The sequence below is a fragment of the Aeromicrobium massiliense JC14 genome (assembly GCF_000312105.1).
Classification (GTDB): domain Bacteria; phylum Actinomycetota; class Actinomycetes; order Propionibacteriales; family Nocardioidaceae; genus Aeromicrobium; species Aeromicrobium massiliense.
On record NZ_HE978636.1, the window covers coordinates 6,213 to 31,018 of the forward strand.

23 protein-coding genes are annotated in these 24,806 nt (G+C 73.5%); 9 read left to right on the forward strand and 14 right to left on the reverse strand.

All coding sequences use genetic code 11. From position 1 onward, the window contains the following. Positions 1 to 200: 200 nt before the first annotated feature. The 5 genes from HGAM_RS00035 to HGAM_RS00055 are packed head-to-tail and all read left to right on the forward strand — an operon-like array spanning position 201 to position 6,210. Positions 201 to 923, forward strand: a complete 723-nt coding sequence (locus HGAM_RS00035) for a response regulator transcription factor (protein ID WP_019143420.1) — start codon at positions 201 to 203, stop codon at positions 921 to 923. Position 924: 1 nt separating this feature from the next. Continuing rightward, complete coding sequence (locus HGAM_RS00040; RefSeq protein WP_019143421.1) at positions 925 to 2,346, forward strand: sensor histidine kinase; 1,422 nt, start codon at positions 925 to 927, stop codon at positions 2,344 to 2,346. Between the two features lie 51 nt (positions 2,347 to 2,397). After that, entirely contained in the window at positions 2,398 to 4,461 is a 2,064-nt protein-coding gene (locus HGAM_RS00045) for an ArnT family glycosyltransferase (protein WP_019143422.1), read from the forward strand. Then, on the forward strand, positions 4,458 to 5,738 hold the full coding sequence (locus HGAM_RS16915; protein WP_019143423.1) for a bifunctional glycosyltransferase family 2/GtrA family protein: 1,281 nt from the start codon (positions 4,458 to 4,460) through the stop codon (positions 5,736 to 5,738). The genes HGAM_RS00045 and HGAM_RS16915 overlap by 4 nt, the downstream gene beginning before the upstream one ends. Next, a complete protein-coding gene (locus tag HGAM_RS00055) occupies positions 5,725 to 6,210 on the forward strand; it encodes a DUF2505 domain-containing protein (protein ID WP_172636406.1) in 486 nt (161 codons plus the stop codon). The genes HGAM_RS16915 and HGAM_RS00055 overlap by 14 nt, the downstream gene beginning before the upstream one ends. 93 nt (positions 6,211 to 6,303) lie before the next feature. Here the strand turns inward: HGAM_RS00055 and HGAM_RS00060 are convergent, their stop codons facing one another. Genes HGAM_RS00060 through HGAM_RS16920 form a run of 4 tightly spaced genes read right to left on the reverse strand, consistent with a single transcriptional unit; the run spans position 6,304 to position 9,829 of the window. After that, positions 6,304 to 6,603 carry a hypothetical protein gene (locus HGAM_RS00060; RefSeq protein ID WP_020691552.1) on the reverse strand — a complete coding sequence of 100 codons (300 nt, stop codon included), beginning with the start codon at positions 6,601 to 6,603 and terminating at the stop codon, positions 6,304 to 6,306. Between the two features lie 7 nt (positions 6,604 to 6,610). Then, entirely contained in the window at positions 6,611 to 7,996 is a 1,386-nt protein-coding gene (locus HGAM_RS00065; RefSeq protein ID WP_049798145.1) for a wax ester/triacylglycerol synthase family O-acyltransferase, read from the reverse strand. A 46-nt stretch (positions 7,997 to 8,042) separates the two neighbouring features. Continuing rightward, the gene (locus HGAM_RS00070) at positions 8,043 to 9,191 is read right to left on the reverse strand and encodes a CpaE/TadZ family protein (RefSeq protein ID WP_019143427.1); all 1,149 of its coding nucleotides are present in this window, start codon (positions 9,189 to 9,191) and stop codon (positions 8,043 to 8,045) included. Continuing rightward, entirely contained in the window at positions 9,191 to 9,829 is a 639-nt protein-coding gene (locus HGAM_RS16920; protein ID WP_019143428.1) for a hypothetical protein, read from the reverse strand. Before HGAM_RS16920 ends, HGAM_RS00070 begins: the two co-directional genes overlap by 1 nt. Positions 9,830 to 9,991: 162 nt before the next feature. Between HGAM_RS16920 and HGAM_RS16925 the strand changes: the two genes are divergently transcribed. After that, positions 9,992 to 10,231 carry a helix-turn-helix domain-containing protein gene (locus HGAM_RS16925; protein ID WP_019143429.1) on the forward strand — a complete coding sequence of 80 codons (240 nt, stop codon included), beginning with the start codon at positions 9,992 to 9,994 and terminating at the stop codon, positions 10,229 to 10,231. Positions 10,232 to 10,239: 8 nt separating this feature from the next. Here the strand turns inward: HGAM_RS16925 and HGAM_RS00085 are convergent, their stop codons facing one another. Beyond that, the gene (locus HGAM_RS00085; protein ID WP_019143430.1) at positions 10,240 to 10,743 is read right to left on the reverse strand and encodes a hypothetical protein; all 504 of its coding nucleotides are present in this window, start codon (positions 10,741 to 10,743) and stop codon (positions 10,240 to 10,242) included. Between the two features lie 128 nt (positions 10,744 to 10,871). Between HGAM_RS00085 and HGAM_RS00090 the strand changes: the two genes are divergently transcribed. Both HGAM_RS00090 and HGAM_RS00095 read left to right on the forward strand, forming a co-directional pair. Further along, on the forward strand, positions 10,872 to 11,474 hold the full coding sequence (locus HGAM_RS00090) for a LysM peptidoglycan-binding domain-containing protein (protein ID WP_038951426.1): 603 nt from the start codon (positions 10,872 to 10,874) through the stop codon (positions 11,472 to 11,474). Continuing rightward, positions 11,471 to 11,944, forward strand: coding sequence for an Rv3235 family protein (locus HGAM_RS00095; protein WP_019143431.1), 474 nt, complete (start codon positions 11,471 to 11,473; stop codon positions 11,942 to 11,944). Before HGAM_RS00090 ends, HGAM_RS00095 begins: the two co-directional genes overlap by 4 nt. Before the next feature lie 64 nt (positions 11,945 to 12,008). Here HGAM_RS00095 and secA read toward each other — a convergent pair whose 3' ends face one another. The 9 genes from secA to ahcY all read right to left on the reverse strand — a co-directional run bounded on the left by secA (position 12,009) and on the right by ahcY (position 23,704). Then, positions 12,009 to 14,741 carry a preprotein translocase subunit SecA gene (gene secA, locus HGAM_RS00100; RefSeq protein WP_019143432.1) on the reverse strand — a complete coding sequence of 911 codons (2,733 nt, stop codon included), beginning with the start codon at positions 14,739 to 14,741 and terminating at the stop codon, positions 12,009 to 12,011. A 37-nt stretch (positions 14,742 to 14,778) separates the two neighbouring features. Continuing rightward, positions 14,779 to 15,990 (reverse strand): winged helix-turn-helix domain-containing protein, encoded by a 1,212-nt coding sequence (locus HGAM_RS00105; protein WP_019143433.1) that lies wholly within the window; start codon positions 15,988 to 15,990, stop codon positions 14,779 to 14,781. Between the two features lie 108 nt (positions 15,991 to 16,098). Continuing rightward, positions 16,099 to 16,761, reverse strand: coding sequence for a response regulator (locus tag HGAM_RS00110; protein ID WP_245532093.1), 663 nt, complete (start codon positions 16,759 to 16,761; stop codon positions 16,099 to 16,101). A gap of 54 nt (positions 16,762 to 16,815) precedes the next feature. After that, the gene (gene hpf / locus HGAM_RS00115; RefSeq protein ID WP_019143435.1) at positions 16,816 to 17,472 is read right to left on the reverse strand and encodes a ribosome hibernation-promoting factor, HPF/YfiA family; all 657 of its coding nucleotides are present in this window, start codon (positions 17,470 to 17,472) and stop codon (positions 16,816 to 16,818) included. 45 nt (positions 17,473 to 17,517) lie between these two features. After that, positions 17,518 to 18,195, reverse strand: coding sequence for a ComF family protein (locus HGAM_RS00120; protein ID WP_019143436.1), 678 nt, complete (start codon positions 18,193 to 18,195; stop codon positions 17,518 to 17,520). Positions 18,196 to 18,252: 57 nt separating this feature from the next. Beyond that, on the reverse strand, positions 18,253 to 19,995 hold the full coding sequence (locus HGAM_RS00125) for an LpqB family beta-propeller domain-containing protein (RefSeq protein ID WP_019143437.1): 1,743 nt from the start codon (positions 19,993 to 19,995) through the stop codon (positions 18,253 to 18,255). After that, positions 19,992 to 21,533: an MtrAB system histidine kinase MtrB gene (mtrB, locus tag HGAM_RS16930; RefSeq protein ID WP_019143438.1), complete on the reverse strand. Its 1,542-nt coding sequence runs from the start codon at positions 21,531 to 21,533 to the stop codon at positions 19,992 to 19,994. Before mtrB ends, HGAM_RS00125 begins: the two co-directional genes overlap by 4 nt. Before the next feature lie 4 nt (positions 21,534 to 21,537). Next, entirely contained in the window at positions 21,538 to 22,248 is a 711-nt protein-coding gene (mtrA, locus tag HGAM_RS00135) for an MtrAB system response regulator MtrA (RefSeq protein WP_038951428.1), read from the reverse strand. Positions 22,249 to 22,273: 25 nt separating this feature from the next. Continuing rightward, entirely contained in the window at positions 22,274 to 23,704 is a 1,431-nt protein-coding gene (ahcY, locus tag HGAM_RS00140) for an adenosylhomocysteinase (RefSeq protein ID WP_019143440.1), read from the reverse strand. A 166-nt stretch (positions 23,705 to 23,870) separates the two neighbouring features. On the opposite strand from ahcY, the gene HGAM_RS00145 reads away from it, so the two are divergent. Then, entirely contained in the window at positions 23,871 to 24,806 is a 936-nt protein-coding gene (locus tag HGAM_RS00145; protein ID WP_019143441.1) for a DUF808 domain-containing protein, read from the forward strand.

The window sequence follows — 24,806 nt, forward strand, 5'->3', positions numbered from 1 at the left end:
CGATGCCGAGCAGCAGGGCGCACGCCGCGGCGACGGCGGCGGTGCGCAGGGACCACGAGGATGTCTGGCTCATGGCCCCAGGCTGCGGCCCGCGGCTGTGGCGGACCTGTGCCGGACGCCGCAGGACGCTGTGACCCGAGCACAGGATCTCCACAGGCTTCTCCCAGGGGACGACCAGCCCGCGGTGCCACGATGGCCTCGTGGAAGCCACTCTCCAGCGCCCCGACGGATCCCCGCTGCGCGTCCTGGTCGTCGACGACGAGGTCAACATCGCCGAGCTGCTGCGCATGGCGCTGCGCTACGAGGGCTGGGAGGTCAGCGTCGCGCACACCGGCCGGGCCGCCGTGCAGACCGCCCGCGAGGTGCGTCCCGACGCCATCGTCCTGGACTGGATGCTGCCGGACTTCGACGGCCTGGAGGTGCTGCGCAAGGTCCGCACCGACCTGCCCGATGTCCCGGTGCTGTTCCTGACCGCGCGCGACGCCGTCGAGGACCGGGTCGCCGGGCTCACCGCCGGCGGCGACGACTACGTCACCAAGCCGTTCAGCCTCGAGGAGGTCGTGGCCCGGCTCCGCGGCCTCATGCGTCGCGCCGGGGCCGCCGACGTGCGTCCCGGGCACGTGCTCACCGTCGGCGACCTCGTGCTGGACGAGGACAGCCACGACGTCACCCGCGGCGGCGACCCGGTCGCGCTGACGGCCACCGAGTTCGAGCTGCTGCGCTTCCTCATGCGCAACCCCCGGCGGGTGCTGAGCAAGGCCCAGATCCTCGACCGGGTGTGGCACTACGACTTCGGCGGGCAGGCCAACGTGGTGGAGCTGTACATCTCCTACCTGCGCAAGAAGATCGACGCCGGGCGCGCGCCGATGATCCACACCCGCCGCGGCGCCGGGTACGTCCTCAAGCCCGCCGAGCAGGACTGACGTGCGCCGGCTGCTGCCCGCCTCGCTGACCGGACGCCTCGTGGTCGCCGTCGTGGCGCTCACCGCGCTCGTCGCCCTGCTGGTCGGCACGAGCGTCACGCTCGTCATGCGCTCCTACCTGACCGACCGGCTCGACCAGCAGCTCACCGAGTCCGTCGGCCGGGCACGCGCCGACCTGCTGCGCAACGGGTTCGGCGACGACGACCGCCGTCCTCCGCCCGGCCAGTCCGACGGTCTGCTCAGCCTGATCACCGACGGCCAGCGGTCGATCGCCACCTACATCGACACCGAGGGCGACCTGCTCGCGGTGCCGTCGCGCGTCCAGGCCGAGCTCGTCGACACCCCGTCGGACGGCGCGGTGCACCACCACGACCTGCCCAAGTACGGCTCGTACCGCGCGGTCGCCGTCACCGAGGACGGACTGACCACCGTGGTGGCCCTGCCGACGCGCGACGTCGACGAGACGATCGCCAGCCTGCTGTGGTGGGAGGTGCTGCTCGGGCTGGCCGCCACCGTCGCCGCCGGCCTGGCCGGACGCGCGATCGTCCGCCACCAGCTGCGTCCGCTGCGCGAGGTGGCGCAGGCCGCGCACGAGGTGACCGAGCTGCCGCTGTCGTCGGGCAAGGTCGACATGGACGTCCGGCTGCCCGAGCGGCTCACCGACCCCGCCACCGAGGTCGGGGCCGTCGGCGACTCGCTCAACCACCTGCTCGACCACGTCGCGACGTCCCTGGACGCCCGGCACGCGTCCGAGCAGCAGCTCCGCCGCTTCCTGGCCGACGCCTCGCACGAGCTGCGCACGCCGCTGGCCACGATCGCGGGGTACGCGGAGCTCTCGCGCCGCACACCGGACGACGCGACCGAGCTCGACCAGGCGATGCGCAAGGTCGAGTCCGAGGCGTCCCGGATGTCCGGGCTCGTCGAGGACATGCTGCTGCTGGCCCGGCTCGACGCCGGCCGCCCGCTGGAGCGCGAGCCGGTCGACCTGACCCTGCTCGTCATGGAGGCGCTGGACGACGCCCGGGTGGTGGACGCCGAGCGCACCTGGCGGCTGGACCTGCCGGGCGAGCCGGTGGGGACGGTCGGCGACGAGCAGCGGCTGCACCAGGTGGTGACGAACCTGCTCGGCAACGCCACGCGGCACACCCCGCCCGGGACCACCGTCACCGCCGGGGTGCGGGCCGAGGGCGACCGGGCCGTCGTGACCGTGCACGACGACGGACCGGGTGTGCCGGCCCCGCTGCAGCGCACGATCTTCGAGCGGTTCAGCCGCGGCGACTCCTCGCGCACGCGGGCGTCCGGTGGCGCGGGCCTGGGGCTGTCGTTGGTGCGCGCCATCGCCGAGTCGCACGGCGGCTCGGCGTCGCTGCACAGCGTCCCCGGCGACACCACGTTCACCGTGACGCTGCCGCTTCACAGGTAGTCCACGGTCGCGGCACACCGCCGCGCCAGCGGGGCTCGCGACCGTGAGGTCATGCAGCAGAGCATCCTCGACCCCCGCCCCTCGGAGCCCGCCGCTCCCCCACGTCCCCCGACCCCCTCGGCGCGTGACCGCGCCGTCGCGCGAGCCCGACGGCTCTGGCGCGGACGTCCGCAGGACCCCGCCTGGACCCGAGCGGCCCTGCTGGGCCTGCTCGGCCTCACGTTCGTGCTGTACGTCTGGGGCCTCGGCGCGTCCGGCTGGGCGAACTCCTTCTACTCCGCGGCCGTCCAGGCCGGGTCGGACTCGTGGACGGCGTTCTTCTTCGGCGCCTCGGACGCCGCCGGGTCCATCACCGTCGACAAGCCGCCGCTCGCGCTGTGGCCGATGGCGCTGTCGGTGCGACTCCTGGGCCTGTCGTCGTGGAGCATCCTGCTCCCGCAGGCGCTCATGGGCGTCGGCACGGTCGCCCTGCTCCACGCCACGGTGCGGCGCGCGACCGGGAGCCCGGCCGCGGGCCTGCTCGCCGGCGTCGTCCTGGCCACCACCCCGGTCGCCGTGCTGATGTTCCGGTTCAACAACCCGGACGCCCTGCTGGTGCTGCTCATGACCGGCGCCGCGTACGCCACGCTGCGGGCGCTGGAGCGTCCCGAGCGGGCCGTCCGCTGGCTCGTCCTGGGCGGTGCGCTCGTGGGCCTGGCGTTCCTGACCAAGACCCTGCAGGCGTTCCTCGTCCTGCCCGCCCTGGCCGTGGCCTACGGGCTGTGCGCGGCGGTGCCGCTCGGCCGCCGGCTCGTCCACCTGCTGGCGGCGCTCGGCGCCGTGCTCGTGGCCGGCGGCTGGTGGGTCGCGGTCGTGGAGCTGTGGCCCGCGTCCGCCCGACCGTGGATCGGCGGCTCGCAGACGAACTCGTTCCTCGAGCTGACCTTCGGCTACAACGGCTTCGGCCGCCTGACCGGCGAGGAGACCGGCTCCGTCGGTGGTGGCGGGGGCGGCGGCTGGGGCGAGACCGGCCTGCTGCGGATGTTCGGCAGCGACGTGGCCGGCCAGGTCGCATGGCTGCTGCCCGCCGCCGGGATCCTGCTCGTCGCCGCCCTGTGGCTGACGCTGCGCCGAGCCGGCCTGCGGGCCGGACGGACGAGCCCGGTCACCGCCTCGCTCGTGCTGTGGGGCCTGTGGCTCGGCGTCACCGCGCTGACCTTCAGCCTCATGGCGGGCATCTTCCACGCGTACTACACGGTGGCGCTGGCTCCGGCGGTCGCCGCGCTCGTCGGCACCGGCCTCTGGGTGCTGTGGACGCAACGGACGTCGCTCGGCGCCACCTTCGCCGCCGCGGTGACCGTCGCGTTCTCCAGCGCGTACGCATTCACGCTGCTGGGCCGGACGCCCGACTTCGCGCCCTGGCTGCGCTGGGTCGTCGTGGTCGTCGGACTGGCCGCCGCGGCGCTGCTGCTCCTGCACCGGCTGCTGCCCGCCCGCGCTGCCGCCGCGGTCGCGATCGCCGCGGTGATCGCCGTGCTGGCCGGCCCCTCGGCCTACGCACTCGAGACCGCCGCCACGCCGCACACCGGCTCCATCCCGTCGGCCGGTCCGTCCGGTGGCGCCGACCCCGGTGGTCGCGCGGGCGGGCCCGGTGGGATGCCCGGCCGGACCGGAGACGGCCAGCCCGGCACGCATCCGGGCGGCGCGACCGGCACCGCGCCCGGCATCGGCACCGCCCCGGGTGGCGCGACCGGCACGGGTCGCGGCGGGGGCCTGCTCGACGGCAGCGAGCCGACCGCGGCGCTCACCGCGCTGCTGGCCGAGGACGCCGACAGCTACACCTGGGTCGCTGCGGCCGTCGGCTCGAACAGTGCCTCGGGCTACCAGCTCGCGACGCAGGAGCCGGTCATGCCGATCGGCGGCTTCAACGGCACCGACCCGAGCCCGACGCTCGCCGAGTTCCAGCAGCTCGTCGCCGACGGCGAGATCCACTGGTTCATCGGCGGCGGAGGCGGCGGCATGCGAGCCGGCGGCAGCGGCACGAGCGAGCAGATCTCCAGCTGGGTCGAGGAGACGTTCGCGTCCCGCACCGTCGACGGCGTGACCCTGTACGACCTGTCCGAGGGCGTCCGGTGACCGCCGGTCAGACCGCCGAGCGTCCGGTCGTCGAGCCGGACCTCGCCCGGCCCGTCCTGGACGTGGTCATCCCGGTGCACAACGAGCAGGACGCGCTGGTGCGGGCCGTCCAGACCGTCCGGGCCCACCTGTCCACGCTCCCGTACCGGGCGCGGGTGACGATCGCCGACAACGCCAGCACCGACGCCACCGAGCTGCTGGGCCACCAGCTCGCCCACGCGCACGACGACGTCCGCATGGTCCGCCTGGCCCAGAAGGGGCGCGGTCGCGCGCTCAAGCAGGTGTGGTCGCGCTCGGACGCCGAGGTGCTCGTCTACATGGACGTCGACCTGTCGACCGACCTCAACGCGCTGCTGCCGCTGGTCGCACCGCTCATCAGCGGGCACTCCGACGTGGCGATCGGCTCGCGGCTGAGCCCGGCGTCCCGCACCGTGCGCGGTCCACGGCGCGAGGTCATCTCGCGCTGCTACAACGTGCTGCTGAGGGGCACGCTGCGGGCGCGCTTCCGTGACGCCCAGTGCGGGTTCAAGGCGGTCCGTCGCGACGTCGCCGCCGAGCTGCTGCCGCTGGTCGAGGACGACGAGTGGTTCTTCGACACCGAGCTGCTCGTGCTCGCCGAGCGGGCCGGCCTGCGGATCCACGAGGTGCCGGTGGACTGGGTCGACGACCCCGACAGCTCGGTCGACGTCGTGCGCACCGCGCTGCAGGACCTGCGCGGGATGGCCCGGCTCGGCGGCGCGCTCGTGCGCGGACGCCTGCCGCTCGCCGAGGTGCAGGCCCGGCTGGGCCGGGCCGCGCGCGAGGGCGGCGAGGGGCGGCTGCGGGCCCAGGTGGCGGTGTTCGCCGCGATCGGCGTCGCGTCGACGCTCGCGTACGCCCTCCTGTACGTCCTCCTCCGGCACGCGGTCCCCGCTCAGGCGGCGAACGCGCTCGCCCTGGTGCTCACCGCGGTGGCCAACACCGCCGCGAACCGGCGGCTGACGTTCGGCGTCCGGGGCCGCAGCGGCGCCGTCACCCACCAGGCCCAGGGCCTGCTCGTGCTGGGCTGCGGGCTGGTGCTGACCAGCGCGTCGCTGTGGCTGCTGCACCGGGCGTCCGGGACGGACCACCCGCTCGCCGAGGTGGTCGTGCTGACGCTGGCCAACCTGTGCGTGACCGTGCTGCGGTTCGTGGCGATGCGCACCTGGATCTTCCGCCGACGACGCGGCCCGGCGGCCGGTGGCCGCGTGGACGAGGACCGAGGCATGCACCATGATCGAGCGCATGAAGCTGACTGAGTCGTTCGCGTACGAGGGCGCCACGCCCGACCAGGTCTACGCCCTGATCACCGACCCCGCGTTCCGCACCGAGTCCGCCGAGGCCGACGGCGCCACCGAGCACGACGTCACCGTCACACCGCGCGGCGAGGGGCACGAGGTCTCGATCGTCCGCACGATGCCCGCCGACCTGCCCGACTTCGTCAAGAAGATCACCGGCAGCACGGTCACCGTCCACCAGACCGAGGTCTGGGGCGGCCCGGCGGCCGACGGCACGCGCACGGCGGACGTCAAGGTCGAGATCAAGGGCCAGCCGGCCACGATGAAGGGCGTCGCCACGCTGCTGCCGAACGGCACCGGCACGGCGTTCGAGGTCGATGGCGAGGTCAAGGTCGCCATCCCGTTCATCGGCAAGAAGATCGAGCCCGAGGTGCACAAGGCGGTCGTCTCGTCGCTGCGCCACGAGGTGCAGCTCGGCCTCACCAAGCTCTAGGGCCTCACCCCGGCTCGGCGCTGCCGAGATGTGTGAAGAAGCGGACCACCTTCGCCCTGAAAGTGGTCCGCTTCTTCACACATCGCGGCGGAGCTAGGGGCGGGTGAGGGCCTCGAGGACCGCCGGGAGCTCCTGGGTGGCGTACCAGGCCAGGTCGCCGCTGCCGTCGACGTCGACGTGGACCGACTCGACGACGTCCAGCGTGATCGGGGCGTCCTCGTCGTCGAGCTCGGCCACGACTGCGGCGTCGCCGGCCTCGGCCGCCGCCTCCAGGGCCGCGGCCTCGTCCTCCTCGTCCTCGGTGGCGGCCACGAACCGCTCACCGGCCAGCGCGGTGCCGTCGGCGTGCAGCGCCTCGAGCTCGTCGCGGGTCACGCCTGCGTAGATCCTCATCGGGTCCTCATCGTCGGGGTCGCTGACGTCCGCGCGGAGCCCGGCTCCGACTGCCGACGCCCTCGACCAGCTCCACCAGCGCCTCGTCGATGCACTGGGCCAGGACGTCCAGGTCGCGCATCGCGTCCCGGTCGCCCACCAGACCGTAGAACACCCGGCCCGCGTACGACGTGACGCCGATGGCCAGCGCGCGGCTGCCGGTCAGCGGGAGCGCCGGGTAGACCTCGCTGAGCCGCTGCCCGGCCATGTAGACCGGGTCCTGCGGACCAGGGACGTTCGTGACCAGCAGCTGGTAGCCGCGCCCGGACTCGGCCTCGCCCACCCGCGCGCCGACCGCGTGGAACGTGGACGTCGCGAAGCCGGGCAGGCCGGCGAGCCGGTTGGCCGCGACGGCCGACCCGGTCTCGCGGTGCCCCTTGAGCGCGTACGAGACCTGATGCAGGCGGACGACCGGGTTGGCCTCCCCCACCGGCAGCGACAGCAGGTGGCCGCGCACCTTCGTGCCGAACGTCGTGGGCAGGCCGTCCTCGGCGTCCACGGACATCGGCACGAGCGCCCGGACCCGGGTGCCGGGGCTGAGCGCCTCGCCCCGGGTGAGCATCCAGCCGCGGAGCCCGCCGGCGATCGCGGCCAGGACGACGTCGTTGATCGTGCCGCCGTGGGCGTCGCGGACGAGCCGGTGGTCGTCGAGGGACGCCGACACGGTCGCGAACCGGCGGCTCTGGCCGAGCGACGTGCTCAGCGCGTGGCTGACCGGCGGCTGCTTGGGGACGACCGCGGGCGTGCGGCCCAGCACCTTGCGCAGCTGGAACTCGGCGACGCCGAGCCCCTCGGCCGGGTGGGTGACGTTGCGCCGCACGGTGCGGGCGAGCAGCTGGGCGGCGGTGGGCTCGGGGTGCGGCGACCAGCCGTCGTCGGGCAGGTCGCGCTCGTGCGGGGTCTCCTCGAGCAGCACCTGGGCGAGGTCGATCGTCTCGGAGCCGTCGACCAGCGCCTGGTGGGCCTTGAACAGCAGCGCGACGCGTCCGTCGGTCATGCCCTCGACGAGGTACAGCTCCCACAGCGGACGGGCGGGGTCGAGCCGGCGGGCGACGAGCCGGCCGACCAGGTCGAGCAGCGCCTCCGGACCACCCGGGCTGGGAAGGGCGGAGCGGCGCACGTGCAGGCCGAGGTCGAAGTGCTGGTCGTCGACCCACACCGGGGTGCCGAGCAGCGGGACCGGGCGGGCGACCTGGCGGTAGCGCGGCACGAGGTCGATGCGCTCGGCGATGAGCCGGACGAGCCGCTCGTGGTCGAGCGGGACGTCGCCCTGCTCGAGCACGGCGAGCGAGGCGACCTGGCGCGGCTGGGTGGCGGTGTCGCGCGCGAGCAGCGACGCGTCCAGCGGGGTCATGCGGCGCACCGGCCACCTCCTTCGGCCTCGGACGCTACCATCGCGGTCAGGCACCCACCGGCTGGTCGAGCAGGGCGTGGCGGACGTCCCGGGCGAGCGTCCCGAGCGCGACGGTCAGCGGCGACCCGGACGCGCGCTCACGCAGCGTGGCCCCGTGCATGAGGGCCGTGTCGAGAGCCGTGCGGTCGTACGGCAGGACGTGGTCGGGCAGCAGGCCGGTGAGCCGCTCCAGCGTCCGGGCCACCTCGTCCTGCGACCACCCCAGCGACGGCCGGGCGCCGTTGACGACCAGCCGCAGACGCGCGCCGGGCACCACCTCGCCGAGCTCGGCGACGGCGCGCACGAGCCGGGACAGCCCGACCGGGTCGGCCGCCGCGACCACCACGACCTCGTCGGCCGCCTCGAGCGACAGCCGGGTCAGCTGGTGACGGCGCGGACCGCCGCGGTCGAAGCTCGCGCCGTCCTCGAGGCAGAACCCGGCGTCGACGACCGTCAGCTCGGCCAGCGCACGGCACTGGGCCAGGACGAGCTCGTACGCGCCGGCCCGCACGTGCGGCCACATGTCGGCCCGCGGCAGGCCGGTCAGCAGCACCATCCGGTCGGCCACCGTGACCGCGTGGCGGGCGACCGCGTCGGGCTCGCCCGCGTTGCTCGCCCGCGCGGCGGCGAGCAAGCCGCTGACCTCGTCGAGCACGCCCAGCGACTGCGCCAGCGTGCCGCCGAACGGGTCGGCGTCGACCACGGCGGTGCTCGTGCCGGCCGCGGCGAGCTCGGCGGCCAGGCCCAGCGCGACCGTGCTGCGTCCCGGCGCGCCGACCGGTCCCCAGACGGCGACGACGCGGCCGTCCGCGGACGGCCGTCCGGGCGGCGGCTCGAGCAGCAGGTCGTCGCCCAGCCGGGACACCTCGTGCCGGGCGACCACCCGCGCGATCCCCAGCGGCGCGACCCGCTCGGGCTCGGCCTCGACCGCGACCACGTGCACGCCGTCCTGCTGCAGCCGCCACACGACGTCGGCGTCGAGGCCGGGCAGGTCCTGGTCGACGAGGGCGACCGCGCCCGGACGTCCGTCGGCCGCCACCAGCAGGTCGGCCACGTCGACGCAGCGGCGCAGCAGCGTCAGCGCCGGGTCGGTCTCGGCCGTGCGGAGGACGTCCGGCTCCCAGGCCGCCCCGCCGGCGGCCACGAGGACGTCCATCACCGCACCCGCACGAGCGTCACGTGCCGCGCCGACACCGCGGCGACCACCTGGGCCTGCAGGGCGTCCGAGCCCACCGCCACGACCACCGTGCGCGCGGTCTGGCCGAGGGCCGGATCGGCCTCACCGGCGGCGACCACCCGCGCGTCGGACAGCACCCGGTCGGCCGGCTCCGTGCCGCCCTGTCCGGGCGCCGGCCCGGCCCAGACGTCGACCCGGTCACCGGCAGACAGGTCGGCGGGGTACGCGCCATCCTCGACCTTGAGCGGCAGCTCGTGCCCGTCGGAGGCGGCGGACGCCGCCGTGAACGCGCTCGCGTCGACCAGCGAGCCCGCCGGGACGTCGCGCGCCCACACGCGGCCGTCGAGCGGCGGCGGCTCGTCGGCGGTCAGGTAGTGCCGGGCGCTGTCGGCGTCGAGCCGGGCGCGGACCGGCTCGAGCTGGTCGGCGCTCACCGGCCCCGCCGCGCGGACGTCGTCCGCGACGGCCCAGTAGGCGACGGTGTCGTCCTGGCTGGCGACGAGCCGGGCGCCGCCGACCGTGGCACCGAGCACGAGGGCCAGCGCCACGAGCAGGCGTGGGTCGCGCCAGGTCCGTCCGGGCAGCCGGCGCGCCGGGCGCACCGGCGCCTGGTCCACGCTCTTCCTGGTCGTCCGTGCCGTCATCGAGCCCCCCGCAGGTCGTCGTGATGAGGCCATTCGACCGTGCGGCCGGGGCACCCGTCCAGGGCCTCCCGGGTTGTCCACAGGCGGTTCGGTCTCCCGTCCGAGCTGACACCTGGTGCGTGACATGCTTGCCGCATGTCGTCCGCCGCCACTCCGCGCTTCCTGACGCTGGCCGACGTCGCGGAGGTCCTGAACGTGACGGTGCGCCAGGTGTACGCGCTGGTCCGCTCCGGCGACCTGCGCGGCATCCAGATCGGCGGCCGTGGTCAGTGGCGCATCGAGAGCAGCGAGCTCGAGGACTACATCCAGCGCCAGTACGCCCGCACCGAGCAGCATCTCGACGCCGAGGCCGACGCCCACGCCGACCACGCCTGACCTGGCGGTCAGTCCCGCGTCGTGACCGTCGCGAGACCGCGGTAGGCCAGCAGCTCCGCGGCACCCGACTCCCCGACCAGCTCCACGTGGTCGCGCCCCACGCGGGCGACCCGCCCGGCGACCCGTGATCCGTCCACGAGCACCACGACGACGTCGGCCGCCTCGTCGCGCAGCACGCGCCAGGCCGACGGCCAGCCCAGACGCTGGGCGACCTCGGCCGCCGGCGGCCGGCGCGGACCGGGCGGTGCGACGCCGAGCACGGCGCGGCTCGCCACCAGCACGTCGCCGCCGGCGGTGCGCACGTGCACCAGCGCGGGGCGGACGCCCAGCACCTCGCCCTCGACGACTCCCGCCCCCAGCACACGCATTCGCGTCCGGACGCCCACGAGGTCGCTCCAGGACGTCTCGGCGTCCTCCTCCTCGGCCAGGTCCGCGACCAGGGCGTCGCGCTCCAGCAGGTCCTCGTCGGCGGCCTGCTGCTCGATCTCGGCGAACAGACGGTCCCAGCGCATGGCGGCACCGTACCGCCGTCCCGTCGTCCCCAGGTCCAGGGCGACCCGGTTGACGATGGACCCGGGACGCGCGTCCCATGGAGTCAGACGGTGTCAAACGACATCAAACGTGACGATCGGGGGCGATCATGCGTCGCAGCAGCACGATCCTGGGCACCGGCCTCGCGCTGGCCGCCTCCGCCGGGCTGGCCGTCAAAACACCCCGGGACCTCGACGTCCTGACCGGCCCCGACTTCGCCGCAGCGCTCGAGGCGCTCGTCTCCCTCGCGCTGCTGGGACTGTGCGGCTGGGCCGGGCTGGTCGGCACGCTGGCCCTGCTGGCCGAGCACGTCGGCTGGGCGGCCCGCGTGCTCGGGCGCCTGGCGCCCCGGCTCGTCCGGCACGTGCTGGTCGGCGGCGCGGTGGGGGCCGGGCTGGTCGTCCCGGCCGCCGCGGGCGCCACCAGCCTCGACGGCCTCCCCTACCCCGAGCGTCCGACCGGCGGACCGGTCCTGGCGCAGGCACCGACCGAACCCGCACGACCTGCGGTCGCCCCGGCCACCCACGTCGTCCGCGAGGGCGAGTCGCTGTGGACGATCGCCGCCGACCACCTGCCGGCGCAGGCCGGCACCGACGACGTCGCTGGCGCCGTCCGGCGCTGGCACGCGGCCAACCGAGCCGTCCTGGGCGACGACCCCGACCTCATCCATCCCGGCCAGCGACTGCGGCCACCGACGAAGGACACGCCATGAGAACAGCCACCTCGCTCGTCGTCCGGACGACGCCGTTCCCGCACACGCAGAGCGACGCGCCCGCCCCCGGCCAGTACCCGCTGCCGCTGCGCGGCATCCCCGCGGCGACGGTCGAGCCGCCGCGGACGACCGCCACGCCGGCCGGCACGTCCGAGCAGGCGATCCGGTTCACCCAGGCGCTCGTCGAGGTGCTGTCCGGCGGCCGGCCGCTGCGCCAGGTGGCGTCGTGGATGGCCCCCGACGTGTACGACGGGCTGCAGCGCCGGCTCGCGCTCGGCACCGGCCGCGGCGCCACCACCCGCGCCCGCCTGGCCTCGGTGCACACCGCCGTGGTCGAGCCGGGCGTGCTCGAAGTGGCCGCCCGCATGGTGCACGCGCAGCGCTCGCGCGCCGTGGCCGTCCGCCTGGAGCACCACACCGACCGGCGCGGCGTGCGCCAGTGGCGGTGCACCGCGCTCAGCTGGGCCTGACCCCCGGACGCACGACCGGCCGGCACCCCGAGGAGCACCGGCCGGTGGTGACGACGTCAGGACGTCAGCGGTTCTTCTTGCGCGACTGGCGCTGCGCCTTGGCCTTCTGCCGGGCGCGGTTCTTGGCGTTGGCCTCGCGACGCTTGTCGGCGTCGGCCGGCTCGGCCTCCTCGGCCACCAGCTCGGCCTCGCCCTGCTCGTCCGGGCCCGTGTACGACAGCTGCTGCGGGACGTTGGACTGCAGGCCCTTGGCGCTGAGCTGCGGCGCCTCCTCGACGGTCTCGCCCGACGGGCCGACCTCCTCGATCTGCACCTCGACGTTGAAGATGAAGCCCACCGACTCCTCGGCGATGCCCTCCATCATGGCGTTGAACAGGTCGAAGCCCTCGCGCTGGTACTCCACCAGCGGGTCGCGCTGGCTGTACGCGCGCAGGCCGATGCCCTCGCGCAGGTAGTCCATCTCGTACAGGTGCTCACGCCACTTGCGGTCGAGCACGCTGAGCACGACGCGACGCTCCAGCTCGCGCATGATGCGCTCGCCGAGCTCCTCCTCGCGCTGCTCGTACGCGGCCAGCGCGTCGGCGGTCAGCACCTCGGTGAGCTTCTCACGGGTCAGCTTGTTCTTGCCGCCGACCTGCTCCACGAGCGCGTCGGCGTCGACCGTCACCGGGTACAGGGTGCCCAGGGCGGTCCAGAGCTGCTCCAGGTCCCAGTCGTCGGCGTAGCCGTCGGACGTCACGCCGCGCACGTAGCCGGCCACGACGTTGCCGACCATGTCGCGCACCCACTCGCGCAGGTCCTCGCCCTCGAGCACCTTGCGGCGCTCGGCGTAGACGACCTCACGCTGACGGCTCATGACGTCGTCGTACTTGAGGATGTTCTTCCGCGACTCGAAGTTCTGCGCCTCGACCTGCGACTGCGCGGACGCAATCGCGCCGGTGACGCGCTTGTTCTCGATCGGCACGTCGTCGGGGATCTTCATGGTCTGCAGGACCCAGTTGACCCAGTCGGACTTGAACAGCCGCATGAGGTCGTCCTCGAGCGACAGGTAGAACCGGGTCTCGCCCGGGTCGCCCTGACGGCCCGAACGACCGCGCAGCTGGTTGTCGATGCGGCGCGACTCGTGCCGCTCGGTGCCGATGACGGCCAGGCCGCCGAGGTCGCGCACCTCGTCGCGCTCGGCCTTGACCTGGCGGTCGGCCTGCTCGAGCGCCGCGGGCCAGGCCTCGCGCCACGCGTCGGCGTCCTCGAGCGGGTCCAGGCCCTGCTTGCGCAGCTGCTGGTCGGCCAGGAACTCGACGCTGCCGCCGAGCATGATGTCGGTGCCGCGGCCGGCCATGTTGGTGGCGACGGTGACGGCGCCCTTGTGGCCAGCGAGCGCGACGATCGCGGCCTCGCGCTCGTGCTGCTTGGCGTTGAGCACCGCGTGCGGGACGCCGCGCTTGCGCAGCAGCTTCGACAGCCGCTCGGACTTCTCGACGCTCGTGGTGCCGACCAGGATCGGCTGGCCCTTCGCGTGACGCTCGGCGATGTCCTCGACGACGGCGTTGAACTTGGCGTCCTCGGTGCGGTAGACGAGGTCGGGCTGGTCGACGCGTGCGACCGGCTTGTTGGTCGGGATCGGGACGACGCCGAGCTTGTAGATCTTGTCGAACTCGCTGGCCTCGGTCATCGCCGTGCCGGTCATGCCCGAGAGCTTCTCGTACAGGCGGAAGTAGTTCTGCAGCGTGACGGTGGCGAGGGTCTGGTACTCCTCGCGGATGCGCACGCCCTCCTTGGCCTCGATCGCCTGGTGCAGGCCCTCGTTGTAGCGACGGCCATCCAGGATGCGTCCGGTGTGCTCGTCGACGATGAGCACGTTGTCGTCGACGACCACGTACTCCTTGTCGTTGTGGAACAGCTCCTTGGCCTTGACCGCGTTGTTCAGGAAGCTGATCAGCGGTGTGTTGACCGAGTCGTAGAGGTTGTCGATGCTCAGCTGCTTCTCGACCTCGTCGATGCCGGCCTCGGTGACGGCGACGGTGCGCTTCTTCTCGTCGACCTCGTAGTGCACGTCCTTGGACATCTGGCCGACGATCTTGGCGAACACGCCGTACCACTCGACCTCGTCCTCGGTCGGGCCGGAGATGATCAGCGGGGTGCGGGCCTCGTCGATGAGGATCGAGTCGACCTCGTCGACGACGGCGAAGAAGTGGCCGCGCTGGACGCACTCGGCCAGGTCGTCGGCCATGTTGTCGCGCAGGTAGTCGAAGCCCAGCTCGTTGTTCGTGGCGTACGTGATGTCGCAGGCGTACGCGTCGCGGCGGTCGGCCGGGCGCATCGACGGCTCGATGATGCCGACGGTGAGGCCGAGGAACTGGTGCACGCGGCCCATCCACTCGGCGTGGTACTTGGCCAGGTAGTCGTTGACCGTGACGACGTGGACGCCCTTGCCGGCCAGCGCGTTGAGGTAGACCGGGAGCGTCGAGACCAGCGTCTTGCCCTCACCGGTCTTCATCTCGGCGATGTTTCCCAGGTGCAGCGCGGCGCCGCCCATGATCTGGACGGGGTAGTGCCGCTGGCCGAGCACGCGGGTCGCGGCCTCGCGCACGACGGCGAACGCCTCGGGCATGAGGTCGTCGAGGGTCTCGCCGTCGGCCAGGCGCTCGCGGAACTCCGCGGTCATGCCGCGCAGCTCCTCGTCGCTCAGGCCGGCGAACTCGTCGCCGAGCGCCTCCACCTGGCGGGAGATGCCCTGCAGCTGCCGGAGGATCTTGCCCTCGCCGGCACGGAGGATCTTGTCGATGATCTTGGGCACGGGGACGTACTCCTGGGAGAGGAAGGGCTGAGCCAGTTCAGTCTAGACATGCCAGCGCAGCCGCCAGCGGGTCGGCCAGGTCACCACGCCGCTCCACGGACGTCCGGCCGAGCCCGAGCCAGCCTGCCATCTGCACCAGCTCGGCCGCCAGGGAATCGGCGGTGTGGTCCGGCGCGTGGTCCTCGGCGAACGCCGAGCGGACCCGCAGGACGCCCTCGGCCCGGTCGGCCTTGAGGTCGACGCGGGCGACGAGCCGGTCGCCGAGCAGGAACGGCAGCACGTAGTAGCCGTGCACCCGCTGCGCCTCGGGGACGTAGATCTCGATCCGGTAGCGGAAGCCGAACAGCTTCTCGGTGCGGGTGCGCTCGAACACGAGCGGGTCGAACGGGCTGAGCAGCGCGCGGGCCTCGACCTTGCGCGGGCGCACCGCGTCGGCGTGCAGGTAGGCCGGCCGGTTCCAGCCGGCGATCTGCACCGGCTCCAGCTCGCCGGCGGCGACGAGCTGCTCGACGGCCGCCTTCGTCGGCGCCGCGGCCAGGCGGAAGTAGTCGCGCAGGCAGCCGGCGGTCGCGACGCCGAGCGCGCGGGCCGCGTGCGACACCAGCAGCCGGTGCGCCTCGTCGGCGTCCAGGTCGGGCACGCCGCGCACGGCCGGGGGCAGCACCCGCTCGGGGACGTCGTAGAGCCGCTCGAACGAGCCGTTGCGTCCGGCCGCCATGACGGCGCCGGTGTAGAAGAGGTGCTCCAGGGCCTGCTTGGCCTCCGACCAGTTCCAGCCCCAGTGGTCGCGGTCGGCTGGCGGCTCGTGCTCCACCTGCCGCGCGGTGATCGGGCCGCGCTCGCGGACGTCCTGGAGCACCCGATCCAGCAGCTCGGGACGCTCCTCGGCGATGCGTCGTGGTCCGCCCCACATGCCCGAGAGGTCACGGCGACGGAAGCCGAACGCGGGCCACAGCCGCACGTCCAGCAGGGCGGCCTCGTGCGCCCAGTACTCCACCAGCCGGCGCGGCGCCCGCGAGGACGCCCGGTGCAGCAGCTCGGTGTCGTAGGGGCCCAGCCGCGAGTACAGCGGGACGTAGTGCGCTCGGGTCAGCACGTTGACCGAGTCGATCTGGAAGAAGCCGAGCCGGTCGACGACGCGACCGAGGTGACGGGCCTGCACCTGCTCGGGGCGCGGACGGGTGAATCCCTGGGCGGCCAGCGCGATGCGCCGCGCCTGCAGGACGCTCAGCCGCAGCGGCTCGGTCACGGGCGACCGTCCGGGAAGAACGCACGACACGAACGGCCGCCCGCGAGCGGCTCGGTGGCTCGCTCGCTGTGCTCGCTCACGGCCGTCCGGACGTGTCGCTGCGCTCGCTCACGTCTCGTCGACGAGCTTGCTGCGGACGGCGTACATGGCCGCCTCCACCCGCGACTTCATCTGGAGCTTCTCCAGGATGTTGCGGATGTGGTTCTTCACCGTGTTGTCGGAGATGAACAGCGCCTCGGCGATCTGCCGGTTCGACTGGCCCTTGGCCACGTGGCGCAGGACGTCGAGCTCGCGCGGCGTGAGGCTGTGCGGCTGGGTCGTCTGGCCCTTGGCCATGTGGACGAACTCCTCGAGCAGCTTGGTGGCCATCGAGGGGTTGATCAGCGACTGACCGGCGGCGACGAGACGCACGGCCTCGGCGACCTGGTCGAACGATGAGCCGTCCTTGAGCAGGTAACCGGCCGCGCCGCTCTTGATCGAGTCGTAGAGGTCGGTCTCCTCGTCGCTGGCCGTCAGCATGATGATGCCGGTGGTCGGCGAGAGGGCCTTGATCGCGGCGCACACCTCGACGCCGCTGCGGTCGGGCATGCGGACGTCCAGCAGGACGATGTCCGGCGGCTCGGCCGCGACCAGCGACAGCGCCTGGTCACCACTGTTGGCCTCGGTGAGCTCGAGGTCTCCCTCGGCGGCGAGGACCATCTTCACGCCTCGGCGAAAGAGCTCCTGGTCGTCGACCAGGAGCACCTTGATCCGGTCCGGCTTCGTCGGCACGGGGTCGATCATGCCACGCGGCATGCGCACGACCCCGCACCGACGCCCGGTGTCTCAGGACTGCGGCGTCCGCAGATGAATGACGCCGTAGTCGTAGCCGTGCCGGCGGTACACGACGCTGGGCAGCATCGAGTCCTTCTCGACGAACAGGAAGAAGTCGTGCCCGACCAGCTCCATCTCGCTGAGCGCCTGGTCCAGGGTCATGGCCTCGGACTCGTGCGTCTTCTCGCGGACCACCAGCGGCCCCTCGCCCACGACCTCGACCGAGCCCTCGTGCCGGACGAGCAGGCCGTCGTCGACGGGCTCCTCGGCGAGCACCTGCTCGGGGACGACCGCGGTCGCCTCCGCCAGCGACGTGGGCTTGCGGTGGCCACGATGGATGCGCTGGCGGTCGGTCAGCTTGCGCAGCCGGGCCTCGAGCTTGTCGACGACGGCGTCGAGCGCCGAGTGCTGGTCGGTGGAGCAGGCCTCGCCACGGACGACCGGGCCCCGCGACCGGATCGTCACCTCGACCCGGCACGCGCAGTCGGGCCGGGAGGTCTTCTCGTGCGTCACCTCGACCTCCACCCGGCTGATCTTCTGGCGCTGGTCGAACTTGTCAAGCCGCTGCAGCTTCTCGCGTACGTGCTCGCGGAAGCGCTCACTGATCTCGCTGTTGCGGCCGTTGACGACGATCTCCATCGGGACCTCCAGTCGGTGCGACGTGCTCACGAATGCATGCCTCGACCGTAGCCCCGACCCGCACACCACGCCAGGTCAGGACCGGGGTCCGGACGCCCCTCCGGAGTGTCGCCGGGGAGTCGCCGCGACGAACGCCGCGGCGTGCGTCACCAGGCCCGCCGAGCGCAGCGCCCGGACGCTCTCGCGCAGCGTCGCGCCGGTGGTGACGACGTCGTCGACGACCAGCAGGGACCGGCCGCGCAGCGCCCGGCGTGGCTTCGCGGCGAAGGCGCCGGCGAGGTTCTCACCGCGCTCCTGGACCCCCAGGCCCGCCTGGTCGTCGACCCGGCGGACGTGCCGGAGCGCGGGCACGACGACCACGTCGAGCCCGACGACACGCAGCCGGGCGGCGGCAGCCTCGACGAGGTCGCCCACCGGGTCGCCGCCGCGCCGGCGGCGCGACGCGCGGGTGGACGGCACGGGGACGAGGGCCACGGGCCCGTCCGGGGCCGCGACGCACGCCGCGGCGGCCAGCGCGTGCGCGAGTGGAGGCTGCAGCTGCCATCGTCCGTGCTCCTTCAGCCCGGCGAGCACCGGCCGCACGACGCCGTCGTAGCCGAGCCCGGCCACCGCCGGGACGACCGACGGCACCGGTCGCGGGTCCGGCGCCAGCGCGTGGCGGCAGGCGTCGCACAGCACGAGCCCGGGCCGGTCGCATCCGGCGCAGGCGGCCCCGGTCACCAGGTCGGCGGCGGCGCTCCAGAAGGCTCCCACCCGGCGAGCGTGACGCCGCACGGCCGCGCGGGCCAGGGCCCGCCGGGCTGCTGTGGACTAGCCGGTCGGCGCGAGCGCGCGGACGCCCTCGACGTCGATGCGTGTCCAGGCGGCCGCGCCGTCGGTCTGCCAGACCGTGCCGTCGCCGGCGCGGACGAACAGCCGCCCGGTGACCGGGTCGGCGACGACCTGGCGGGCGTCGACGTCGACCAGCGTCGGCCCGTCGCTGGAGCGTCCACCGGTCACCGACGAGCCGTCGACCCGCGCGGTGAAGACCTGCTGCTCTCCGGCGACGCTGGTGGCCGCCACCACCACGTACCCGGAGCCGGCGAAGGAGACCGACCGCGGGCTCGTGAACGAGGCGGTGACCAGGGGCGTGCCGGACGGCAGCGGACGCGGCACCGACAGACCGGTGACCCGGTCCTGGGCGTCGCTGAGGACGCGTCCGACGAGCACCTGCGTGCGTCCGCCGGCGCGGGCCACCAGCGCGTAGCGGGCCTGGTCGCGCGACAGCGCGAACGAGAGCGGCTCGAGCCGCGGCCATCCGGCCAGGGACGGCGTGGCGTCCTGGCTGCCCAGCAGGCGCACCCGCGCGCGGCCGTCGGCCCGGTCGACCGCCCACACGCGGCCGCTGGCGTCCCACACCGGCGGCAGGAGGCCCGAGCCGGACACCCGGCGGCGGCCCTGCCCCGACACGGCGCCGACCACGAGCTCGGAGCCCGAGGACGTCACGGCGGCCAACGACTCGCCGCCCGGCGCGACCGTGAACGACTCCACGTCGCCACCCTGGACGACGCGCTGCTCGAGCACCTCGGGCGCGCCGTCGGCCAGGCTGACGACCGCTCCGCCGAGCAGGGCGAAGGGACCGGCCCACGCGCGCGACGGCCCGAAGACGCCCCAGCCGCCGACCGGCTCCAGGTCGCCGGACTCGGCCCGGACGACCGGGCCCGGCGGGCGGATGCGCAGCGTGCGCACCTCCGGCAGCTGGCGCAGCGTCCAGACGAGCTGGGCCGAGACCCGGTCGCGGGTGTCGGACGGGACGTCGGCCAACCCGTCGACGACCACGTCGGCCAGTCCGTCGGGCGCCACCGGGACGCTGCCCCGCAGGCGCGCCGCGTCGGGAACGAAGCTGCGCAGCGTGCCGGCATCCTGCTCGCGCGGCCCGGCCACGAGGTTGGTGACCAGCGCGGTCGCCACCTGGTCGCCCAGTGGCAGGTGGACGGGGTCGGCGACCACCCGCGAGCCCGACGGGTCGAAGAAGTACAGGTCGAACGGGCGGTAGTAGTCGGCGAAGAAGTCGTCGGTGACGAAGGTGCCCGGCGGTGCCACCTCGATGCGCCACTGACCGTCCGCGCGGCGCAGCACGAAGCTCACCGTGCGCGTCCGGACCGACGGCTCGTAGTGGCCCGTGCGGTCGAGACGGGCCTGCTCCTGGAGCCGCACGACGACCTCCAGCCCGATGTCGCGGCCGATCGCGACCTGGCGGGCCTCCTCGACACTGGCGGCGCGGTAGACGACCACCCCGGCCGTCGGGTCCCACGGCTCGGCGTCGGGGTGCAGGAACTGCTCGGCGGTGCCGCTGGAGACCGGGTAGGCCAGCATCGCGTCGAGGTAGCCGCGCACCACCTGGTCCGGCGTCGCGTTCTGCCGCGGCCCGGCCGGCTGGTAGCTCACCGGGCTCTCGGCCCCGCCCTGGTCGGCCTCCACCCGGTGGACGCGGACCTCGTCGGGGATGCCGCCGCACGCGCTCAGCGCACAGACGGCGACCAGCAGCCAGGCCAGGACGCGACGGGTGTTCATGCGAGCTCCGAGACGATCGCGGGCGGGTGCACGGACCCACCGGGACGGGGCAGGGTGAGGACGAACTCGGTCCCCTCGCCGGGCCGCGACCAGACCCGCAGCGTGCCGCCGTGCAGGGCCGCGTCCTCGCGGCTGATCGGCAGCCCGAGGCCGGTGCCGCCCTGGGTGCGGGCCGGGTCGGCGCGCCAGAACCGGTCGAAGACGCGCTGGGTCTCGTCGCCGCGCAGCCCGATGCCGAAGTCGCGGACGGCGATCGAGGCGCAGCCGTCGTTCTCGCCGACGCGCACGAGCAGGCGGTCGGTGCGGCTGTACTTCACCGCGTTGGCGACCAGGTTGCGCATGATGCGGTCGACCCGGCGGATGTCGGCGTCGACCACGACGGGCACGTCCGTGCCCTCGAGCTCGACCGGCAGCCCGGCGGCGCGCACGACGGGGTCCTGGGTCGCGTCACGGGCCACCTGGGAGAGGTCGACGGCGTCCAGCTCGAGCTGGGCGGCCCCGGCGTCGAAGCGGCTGAGGTCGAGCAGGTCCGACAGCAGCTCCTCGAACCGCTCGATCTCGGCGGTCAGCAGCTCGGCGGCGCGGGCCGTCGCGGGGTCGAACCGGTCGCGCGAGCGGTGCAGCACCTCCCCCGCCATGCGGACGGTGGTCAAAGGCGTGCGCAGCTCGTGCGAGACGTCCGACACGAAGCGCTGCTGCAGGCGCGACAGGTTCTCCAGCCGGCGGATCTGGCTCTGCAGGCTGGCCGCCATCTGGTTGAACGACGTGCTGAGCCGGGCGATGTCGTCCTCGCCGCGCACGTGCATGCGCTGCTCGAGGTTGCCCGCCGCGTACCGCTCGGCGATCCGGCGGGCGAGCCGGACCGGGTTGACGACCTGGCGCGAGACGATCCAGGCGACGGCGGCCACCAGCAGCACCATCGCCATCCCGCCGAGCAGCAGTGCGCGGAGCACCAGGTCGAGCGTCGACTGCTGCTCGGCCATCGAGAAGACGTAGTAGAGCGCGTAGGCGTCGCCGGTGCTCGGGACGTCCAGGCGCCCGCCGACGACCACGGCGGGGGCCGACTCGTCCGTGCCCGGCGAGCGTGCCGTCGAGTACGACCAGAACACGCCACCGTCGTCGCGGACCGAGACCCGCAGCGGCTCGGGGACGGTCGTCGCGTCGAACGCCACCGACGAGCGCACGGGCGCGGCCACCCCGGCCCCGCTGACCAGCGGTCCCTCCAGCACGAGGTCGTAGGGACGGGTCTCGCTGCCGGTGGTCGAGAGCTCGTCGACCATCTCGGCGAGGGTCTGGGACTGCGCACCGTCCTGGGTCTCGACGGCGGCGTCGAGCTGCACCTGCGTGGCCTCGAAGCCCGCGCGCGCCTCGGCGACGGCCACGTCCCGGCGTCCCTCGGCCAGGCCGTCGGCGACGCTGCGCACGAGGGCCCACCCGGTGAGCCCGATGACGATGACGCTCAGGACGAGCGTGCTGGCGACGACCCGGAACTGCAGCGAGCGGCGCCACAGCCGGGCCGGCGACCTCGTGGCGCTCACGCGCTCACACGGGTCCGGCGCCGGGCAGGACGGCCTGGTAGCCGATGCCGCGCACGGTGCGGATCACCCGCGGGTCGTCGGCGTCGTCCTCGATCTTGCTGCGCAGCCGAGTCATGTGGACGTTGACCAGCTTCGTGTCGCCCGGGTGGTGGTAGCCCCACACACGCTCGAGCAGCACCTCGCGGCTGAACACCTGCTCGGGGGTGCCGAGCAGGCAGGCGAGCAGGTCGAACTCCAGCGGGGTCAGGTCGAGCGGCTGGCCGGCGCGCGTCACGGTGTGCGCGGCCGGGTCGAGCACGATGTCGCCGAACACCAGCGGCTCGGCGAGCCGGTCGGTGCGGCGCAGCCGGGCCCGGATGCGCGCGACGAGCTCGGAGCTCTTGAACGGCTTGGTGATGTAGTCGTCCGCACCCGCCTCGAGGCCTTGGACGACGTCGGTCGTCTCGGCCTTCGCGGTGAGCATGACGATGGGCACGCCCGAGCGCTCCCGGATCTGGCGGCACACGCTCATGCCGTCCAGACCCGGGAGCATCAGGTCCAGCAGGACGATGTCGGGCTTGAACTCCACGAACCGCTCCAGGACCCGGTCACCGGAGGAGCACACCTCGGTGACCAGGCCCTCGCCCTCCAGCACGATCGTGAGCATCTCGGCGAGCGCGGCGTCGTCGTCGACGACCAGCACCCGGTCGGGGTTGGACCTGCGGCGATAGCTCATGTGCGGGAGGGACCGGCGACGCGGCTCAGTAGCGGTAGTGCTCGGACTTGTACGGCCCGGCCACGTCGACGCCGAGGTACTCGGCCTGCTTCTTGGACAGCTCGGTCAGCTCGACGCCGAGCGCGTCCAGGTGCAGACGGGCGACCTCCTCGTCCAGGTGCTTGGGCAGCACGTGAACGCCGAGCTCGTACTGGTCGGCCTTGGTGAACAGCTCGATCTGGGCCAGCACCTGGTTGGTGAACGAGTTCGACATGACGAACGACGGGTGGCCGGTCGCGTTGCCGAGGTTCAGCAGACGGCCCTCGGACAGCACGATGATCTTGCGGCCGTCCTGGAACTGCCAGACGTCGACCTGCGGCTTGATCGTCGTGCGCGTGATGCCGGGGACCTTCGCCAGGCCGGCCATGTCGATCTCGTTGTCGAAGTGGCCGATGTTGCCGACGATGGCCTGATTCTTCATCTTCTCGAAGTGCTCGACGCGGACGATGTCGAAGTTGCCCGTGGCCGTGATGATGATGTCGGCCTGCTCGACGACGCTCTCCAGCGTGGCGACCTGGTAGCCGTCCATCGCCGCCTGCAGCGCGCAGATCGGGTCGATCTCGGTGACGATGACGCGGGCGCCCTGGCCGCGCAGCGACTCCGCGCAGCCCTTGCCGACGTCGCCGTAGCCGCAGACGACCGCGACCTTGCCGCCGATGAGGACGTCGGTGGCGCGGTTGATGCCGTCGACCAGCGAGTGGCGGCAGCCGTACTTGTTGTCGAACTTGCTCTTGGTGACCGAGTCGTTGACGTTGATCGCCGGGAACAGCAGCGAGCCGTTCTGGAAGCGCTCGTACAGGCGCAGCACGCCGGTCGTGGTCTCCTCGGTGACGCCCTGGACACTCTCGCCGATCTTCGTCCAGCGCTGCGGGTCCTGCTCCTGAGCCCGGGCCAGGACGCGCAGGACCTCCTTGAGCTCGGGGTTGTCGGTGGTGTCGGGCGAAGGGACCGAGCCGGTCTTCTCGTACTCGACGCCGAGGTGGAGCAGCAGCGTGGCGTCGCCGCCGTCGTCCAGGATCATGTTCGGGGTCTGGCCGTTGGGCCAGACGAGGATCTGCTCGGCGAGGTCCCAGTACTCGGCCAGCGTCTCGCCCTTCCAGGCGAAGACCGGGACGCCCTTCGGGTCCTCGGGGGTGCCGTCGCGACCGACCACGATGGCGGCGGCCGCGTGGTCCTGCGTGGAGAAGATGTTGCAGCTCGCCCAGCGCACCTCGGCGCCCAGGTCGACCAGGGTCTCGATGAGGACCGCGGTCTGGATCGTCATGTGCAGCGAGCCCGCGATGCGGGCGCCCTTCAGCGGCTTGCTGGCGCCGTAGCGCTCGCGCATGGCCATGAGGCCGGGCATCTCGTGCTCAGCGAGGGTGATCTCCGCACGCCCGTACTCGGCGAGGGACAGGTCGGCGACGTTGAAATCCATGAGCGACAGCCTATCTCCCCGGGGAAGCCGTGCCCCGGGCGAGCGGGTGACCCGACGCACCGAGCCTCGTCCCCGGACTGCTGCCATGCTGGGAGCGACCGCACGACCGAAGGATCACGATGACCGAGCAACAGACCCTCCCGACGACGTCCGCCCGGAGCCCCCGGTGAGCGCCGGCCTGTTCGGCCTGCTCGACGACGTGGCCGCGCTGGCCCGCCTGGCGGCCGCCTCGATCGACGACGTGGGGGCCGCAGCGGCGAAGGCGACCGCGAAGGCCAGCGGCGTCGTCATCGACGACACGGCCGTGACGCCGCAGTACGTGCGGGGCCTGGCCGCCGAGCGCGAAGTGCCGATCATCAAGCGCATCGCGAAGGGGTCGCTGCGCAACAAGCTGCTCGTGATCCTCCCGCTGGCGCTGCTGCTGAGCCAGTTCCTGCCCTGGCTGCTCACGCCGATCCTCATGCTCGGCGGCACGTACCTCTGCTACGAGGCGGCGCACAAGATCCACGGCGCGCTCGTCGGGCACGGACCCGCGGACGCGGAGGAGGTGAAGCGCTCCGAGGACGACATCGTCTCGTCCGCGGTGCGCACCGACCTCATCCTCAGCGCCGAGATCATGGTGCTGTCGCTCAACGAGGTCGCCGACGAGAGCTTCTGGTCGCGGCTGGCCATCCTGCTCGTGGTGGCCTTCGCCATCACCGCGGTCGTCTACGGCGTCGTGGCGCTCATCGTGAAGATGGACGACGCCGGCCTGGCCCTCGCGGCCCGCGGCCAGGGCGCCGTCGCCGCGCTGGGCCGCGGCCTGGTGCGCGCCATGCCCAAGGTGCTCTCGGTGCTGTCGGTCGTCGGCACCGCCGCGATGATGTGGGTCGGCGGGCACATCCTGCTCGTCGGCGTGGACGAGCTCGGCTGGCACGGACCGTACGAGCTGGTGCACCACCTCGAGGAGGCCGCGCACGACGCCGTGCACGGCGTCGGCGCGGTGCTCGGCTGGCTGACGAACACCGCCGCGTCCGCCCTGGTGGGCCTGGCGGTCGGCTTCGTCGTGCTGGGCGTCGTCATGCTCGTCCAGCGGCTGCGCGGCGCTCCCGCCGCGCACTGA

Coding starts and splice junctions, on each gene's coding strand:
- HGAM_RS00045 (WP_019143422.1), top strand. CDS start 2,398: ATGCAGCAGAGCATCCTCGACCCCCGCCCCTCGGAGCCCGCCGCTCCC.
- HGAM_RS00055 (WP_172636406.1), top strand. CDS start 5,725: ATGAAGCTGACTGAGTCGTTCGCGTACGAGGGCGCCACGCCCGACCAG.
- HGAM_RS00060 (WP_020691552.1), bottom strand. CDS start 6,603: ATGAGGATCTACGCAGGCGTGACCCGCGACGAGCTCGAGGCGCTGCAC.
- HGAM_RS00065 (WP_049798145.1), bottom strand. CDS start 7,996: ATGACCCCGCTGGACGCGTCGCTGCTCGCGCGCGACACCGCCACCCAG.
- HGAM_RS00070 (WP_019143427.1), bottom strand. CDS start 9,191: ATGGACGTCCTCGTGGCCGCCGGCGGGGCGGCCTGGGAGCCGGACGTC.
- HGAM_RS16925 (WP_019143429.1), top strand. CDS start 9,992: ATGTCGTCCGCCGCCACTCCGCGCTTCCTGACGCTGGCCGACGTCGCG.
- HGAM_RS00085 (WP_019143430.1), bottom strand. CDS start 10,743: ATGCGCTGGGACCGTCTGTTCGCCGAGATCGAGCAGCAGGCCGCCGAC.
- HGAM_RS00090 (WP_038951426.1), top strand. CDS start 10,872: ATGCGTCGCAGCAGCACGATCCTGGGCACCGGCCTCGCGCTGGCCGCC.
- HGAM_RS00095 (WP_019143431.1), top strand. CDS start 11,471: ATGAGAACAGCCACCTCGCTCGTCGTCCGGACGACGCCGTTCCCGCAC.
- HGAM_RS00125 (WP_019143437.1), bottom strand. CDS start 19,995: ATGAACACCCGTCGCGTCCTGGCCTGGCTGCTGGTCGCCGTCTGTGCG.
- mtrA (WP_038951428.1), bottom strand. CDS start 22,248: ATGAGCTATCGCCGCAGGTCCAACCCCGACCGGGTGCTGGTCGTCGAC.
- ahcY (WP_019143440.1), bottom strand. CDS start 23,704: ATGGATTTCAACGTCGCCGACCTGTCCCTCGCCGAGTACGGGCGTGCG.